This window comes from Mesorhizobium sp. M2A.F.Ca.ET.067.02.1.1, from assembly GCF_004023285.1.
GTDB lineage: Bacteria > Pseudomonadota > Alphaproteobacteria > Rhizobiales > Rhizobiaceae > Mesorhizobium.
This window is the reverse complement of sequence record NZ_RZSB01000503.1, coordinates 1-4,453: the sequence shown is the minus strand read 5'-3', so window position 1 is coordinate 4,453 and position 4,453 is coordinate 1. Positions and strand designations below refer to the sequence as shown.

General features: G+C 63.9%; 6 protein-coding genes. 5 read left to right on the top strand and 1 reads right to left on the bottom strand.

Features of this window, described 5'->3' with window-relative positions; all coding sequences use genetic code 11:
- Window positions 1-27 precede the first annotated feature (27 nt).
- Entirely contained in the window at window positions 28-189 is a 162-nt protein-coding gene (locus EOA28_RS39605) for a hypothetical protein (protein ID WP_189342639.1), read from the bottom strand.
- Between EOA28_RS39605 and EOA28_RS26150 the strand changes: the two genes are divergently transcribed.
- The 5 genes from EOA28_RS26150 to EOA28_RS26130 all read left to right on the top strand — a co-directional run.
- The gene (locus EOA28_RS26150; protein WP_127249360.1) at window positions 188-1,390 is read left to right on the top strand and encodes a nucleotidyltransferase family protein; all 1,203 of its coding nucleotides are present in this window, start codon (window positions 188-190) and stop codon (window positions 1,388-1,390) included. The two genes, EOA28_RS39605 and EOA28_RS26150, sit on opposite strands and share 2 nt — an antisense overlap.
- Window positions 1,391-1,394: 4 nt before the next feature.
- Window positions 1,395-2,423: a glycosyltransferase family 2 protein gene (locus EOA28_RS26145; RefSeq protein WP_126079796.1), complete on the top strand. Its 1,029-nt coding sequence runs from the start codon at window positions 1,395-1,397 to the stop codon at window positions 2,421-2,423.
- Window positions 2,424-2,546: 123 nt separating this feature from the next.
- A complete protein-coding gene (locus tag EOA28_RS26140) occupies window positions 2,547-2,924 on the top strand; it encodes a hypothetical protein (RefSeq protein WP_095817674.1) in 378 nt (125 codons plus the stop codon).
- 177 nt (window positions 2,925-3,101) lie between these two features.
- On the top strand, window positions 3,102-3,929 hold the full coding sequence (locus EOA28_RS26135; RefSeq protein ID WP_145964954.1) for a family 16 glycosylhydrolase: 828 nt from the start codon (window positions 3,102-3,104) through the stop codon (window positions 3,927-3,929).
- Between the two features lie 181 nt (window positions 3,930-4,110).
- On the top strand, window positions 4,111-4,453 hold a 343-nt coding region (locus EOA28_RS26130; protein WP_148670857.1), incomplete at its 3' end, for a 3-hydroxyacyl-CoA dehydrogenase NAD-binding domain-containing protein.

Genomic DNA, 4,453 nt, shown 5'->3' with positions numbered 1-4,453 from the left:
ACGCAGCATCGTCCCGGAGGCTTGTCTTCAAAAGTGATTAAGTGTGTGCGATTTTAAACGCTTGGGTTGTGGAGTTGAACCTGCTTTAGCCGCCTCTTGGACGGTGGTGCTAATTTTTCCGGTGGTTTTCTTCGCAAGTGCGGTATAGATCGCGCGGGCGGCTTTTTTGCGGAGAGCGACATCGGGCATGGCGATGCAGGATGGCTCGTATGAAAGGCTGCGCGCCGCTGGCTGTGCCGACGAAGTCGCCTTTGTGCAGGCCTGCCTGAGGCTGTTTTTCGCCCCCGGCGTCGACGCCGCCGACGCTCAGGCGGATATGCCTGCGCCGGCAATCTCGGCGGCTCATGTCGCCGACATCGCAAGGCTGAACAAGGTCGGCGTGTTCATGCTCAAGGCGCTCGCGCGTGCTCCTGCCGGCGCGGCGCCTCCCGGTTTGCCCGGCTGGCTCGACGGCTATCGGCGGCGCACCATGTCGATGAACGCCGCCTGCATCGGCGATTCGGTGGCCATCGATCGCGTGCTTCGCGACAGGCGGATCGATTTCGTCTTCCTCAAGGGACCGCTCCAGCAACACAGGCTCTATGGCGATCACTTCATGAAGCCTTCCGGCGATGTCGACATACTGGTTTCGCCGGCGAGCTTCGCCGAGGCGCGCGCGGCGTTGCGGACCATCGGCTATGAGGTTGCCGGCAAGTCGCGCTCGGTCTGGTGGGTGCGCTTCCTCGGCGAGCAGCACATGGTCCGCGAGGACGGCGCGAGAGCGTCGACGGTCGACCTCCATCATCGGCTGCAGCAGCCGGGTTCGCCGAGCCCGCGCGACATAGACGGCTTCCTGCGCCGCAAGCGCGAGGTCGAAGTGGCCGGCGCGGCCATGCCGATCATCTCGGCGGCCGACACCTTGCTTTTGTCGTCGATCAGCGTCGCCAAGGCCTTTTTCAACCGCGAGCCTTGCGCCGGCTATGTCTGCGATGTCCGGGCCAGCGCCAGCCGGCTGAGTGAGGCCGAGCAGCAGATGGTGCTCGATCACGCCGCCGAGCAGGGCCTTGCGGACACGCTGCTTCTCGGGCTGCGCGCCGCCGACGTGCTGCTTGGCGCCAGCTGCACGCTGCTGTCGGATCGCGCCGCTCGCATCCTGGCGCGCATCGGCAATGCCGACCTCTTCCACATGGTGATCGCGCCCTGGCTTGCCTCGCTGCGCTGGCCGCAGCGCCGCCATGTGCTGTGGGAACTGTGCGGCCACGAGCCCGTCCGTTATCTGGCGGAGGCCGGCTGGGCCGCCTCCGCCGACCTCAGCCGGCGCATCTTCGAGCGGCCGGCCGCCGTCGCGCGGGCGCCGGGCGGCACGATCAAGATCACGGGCGGGACAGCCACCCATGCAAGCGAAAGGTGAACCCATGCCCCTGACGACGCCAGTGACGAGCCCGGCGGTTTGCGTCATCATCGCCGCGCGCAACGCGGCGCGGACGATTCCCGTCGCCATCGCCTCGGCGCTGCGCGAGACGGAAGTCGCCGAAGTCGTCGTGGTCGACGACGCTTCCACCGACAACACCCGCGATGTGGCCTTGGCCGCCGACGACGGCAGCGGCCGGCTTGCCGTCATCCGCCTCGACGTCAATCGCGGTCCTTCCTCCGCGCGCAACATCGCCATCCAGGCCTCCAGATCGCCCTTCATCAGCATCCTCGACGCCGACGATTTCTTCCTCGAAGGCCGCTTTCGCCGGCTTTTCGCCGCCGCCGACTGGGATTTCGCCGCCGACAACATCATGCTGATCCGCGACGACGCCGCGCCCGACCTCGCCAGGGTCGCCGCGCCGCCTTTCGCCGCCGACCCGGAATTCCTCGATTTCGAGCGCTTCATCGACGGCAACATCTCGCGGCGCCGCGTCCTGCGTGGCGAGCTCGGCTTCCTCAAGCCGGTGATCAGCCGGGCCTTCCTCGAACGGCACGGGCTGACTTACGATGAAAACCTGCGTCTTGGCGAAGACTACGAGCTCTATGCGCGCGCAGTCGCCCGCGGGGCGCGCTTCAAGATTATCAAGTCCTGCGGCTATGGCGCGATCGTGCGCGCCGATTCGCTGAGCGGCCGCCACAGGACGCAGGATCTGAAGCGCCTTGCCGATGCCGATCTGGCATTGCTTCAGATCGACAATCTTCCCGAGCGCTCGAAAGCGGCGTTGCGGCGCCATGAGCGTCATGTCCGCGACAAATACCGGCTGCGCAACTTCCTCGACGTGAAAGCCGAGCGTGGCCTGGCGTCGGCCGCGGCTTACGCCTTCGCCAGCCAGTCGAATCTGTTCCCGATCGTTCGCGGCGTCGCCACCGACAAGCTCGACGCGCTGTTCCGCCGCACCGGCATTGCTCCAAGGCAGCAAGTTCCGCCGATGCGCTTCCTGATGGCGGCAAGCAGCGCCGCAAACGAGTGATTCCGTATCGCCCCGGAAGCCGCAGCCCTCAAAAAATCCGCATTCGCAAAACTATGATGTTGCCTAGTCGCCGCGGGGGTGGCAGTCTATGCTGCAATGCAGCAATTTCGAAAGGCCGGCAAGATGGCTTCGATTTTTGGCTTCAGATCCCGGGATCCGGCTCGCGACCGGCAGACCGATCTCCAGCGTTTCGACCGGCTTGCGAAGCTGTTCGATCAGATCGCGGCCGAGATCGAGACGGAGAAAACGGGTTTGGAGAATCGCTACAGATCGACGGCAGCCAACGCGGCCTTCCTGGTCGAGGCGATGGAGAATGGTTCGGCATCGGCGAGCAAGGGATCGGATGTCAGCGCGATGACCAACTCGATCCTGAACTGCGAGCGGCGCATTGCGGAGCTCGCTCGCCAGAAAGGCCTGGTGAAGGAACTGCGCCGTTCGCTCGACGCGATTGTCGAGGATGGCGCCGATCGGTCTGCTTCGCAGTCCGCGGCAAGAGGCTGACGGCGGCCGCAAGCGCCGTCATCGGTACGAGGCACTAGAGGAGTTCAAAAGGGCGCAGGATCAGAGGCGGCTCGCTCGCTCGAGCCAAGAATGACTTTGGGTTGGGGCGGAACAACACAAGGTGAGTTTGTTATGAATGCAGATCCCAACAACCCCTCCACCGTGGCGGCTTGCGAGATGTCGCATGCGCCGGGGAGTGGATTAGCCGGCCTGCGGTTCGGCGCGGCCAGCGTCCTGTTTGCAGTCGTGGCGACCCTGCATCCCGCGCATGCGCAAGGGACCCAACCAGAGCTGAAAAGCGCGCCGTCCTTCGTCGACAATTTCTCCAATTTCAGTCAGTCCCGCTGGTTCGTCTCGGACGGCTGGACCAATGGCGCCCATCAGAACTGCACCTGGTCGAAGGATCTCGTGCGGCTTTCCGATGGCGTGCTGTCGCTGAGCTTCGAAAAGCGCAAGCTGAAGGACCGCGAGTTCGCCTGCGCCGAGATCCAGACCAAGCAGCGCTACGGCTACGGCGTCTACGAGGCGCGGATGAAGACCGGCACCGGCTCCGGGCTCAACGCCGCCTTCTTCTCCTATATCGGCCCGCAGGACAAACAGCCCTGGGACGAGATCGACTTCGAGGTCCTCACCAAGGACCCGTCGAAAGTGCAGGTCAACAGCTACATCCAGGGCAAGCCGAAGAACGCCAAGCTGGTCGACGTCGCGGGCGGCGCCGACAAGGGCTTCAACGACTACGGCTTCGTCTGGGAGAAGGACAGGCTGCGCTGGTACGTCAACGGCAAGCTTGTCCATGAGGTGACCAACCCGAACGAGCTGCCTACCCACTCGCAGAAAATCTTCTTCAGCCTCTGGGGCAGCGACAAGCTGACCAATTGGATGGGCGCCTTCGTCGACCCGGGCAGCAAGGTCACCATGCAGGTCAAGCGCGTCGCGTTCACCGCTTTGGGCCAGCCATGCCAGTTTCCGGAATCGCTGGCATGCAGCATAAGTAACAGCAACTGAGCATGATCCCCGAAAGTGGCACCCGGTTTCGGGGATCATGCGGAAATAACCAATCATGATCCCCAAAAGTGGGAACCGGTTTTCGGGTAAGATCATGCGAACCAGCCAGGCCGTTGGGCCTGGGAACATCTGAACCAGCCGGGCCGCTTTGTGGCCCGGCCTTTGACAGGAATAGAACCAAATGAATTTGACGGTGTTTGGGATTGGCTATGTCGGTCTCGTCCAGGCGGCTGTGCTGGCCGAGGTCGGCCATGAAGTGGTGTGCGTCGATATCGACGAGAAGAAGGTGGAGCGGCTCAACCAGGGCTTGATCCCGATTTTCGAACCGGGCCTCGAAAGCCTCGTCAAGGAAAACCACGCGGCCGGCCGCATCCGCTTCACCACGGATGCGGCAGCGGCGGTCAGGCATGGCCGGATCCAGATGATCGCGGTCGGCACGCCGCCCGGTGAGGACGGCTCGGCCGATCTGAAATATGTGCTGTCCGTCGCCGAGACCATCGGCCGTGAGATGGACAGCGCTAAGA

Excerpts from the sequence above, each read along its gene's own strand:
- EOA28_RS26150 (WP_127249360.1), top strand. The coding sequence starts at position 188 with ATGGCGATGCAGGATGGCTCGTATGAAAGGCTGCGCGCCGCTGGCTGT.
- EOA28_RS39605 (WP_189342639.1), bottom strand. The coding sequence starts at position 189 with ATGCCCGATGTCGCTCTCCGCAAAAAAGCCGCCCGCGCGATCTATACC.
- EOA28_RS26145 (WP_126079796.1), top strand. The coding sequence starts at position 1,395 with ATGCCCCTGACGACGCCAGTGACGAGCCCGGCGGTTTGCGTCATCATC.
- EOA28_RS26140 (WP_095817674.1), top strand. The coding sequence starts at position 2,547 with ATGGCTTCGATTTTTGGCTTCAGATCCCGGGATCCGGCTCGCGACCGG.
- EOA28_RS26135 (WP_145964954.1), top strand. The coding sequence starts at position 3,102 with ATGTCGCATGCGCCGGGGAGTGGATTAGCCGGCCTGCGGTTCGGCGCG.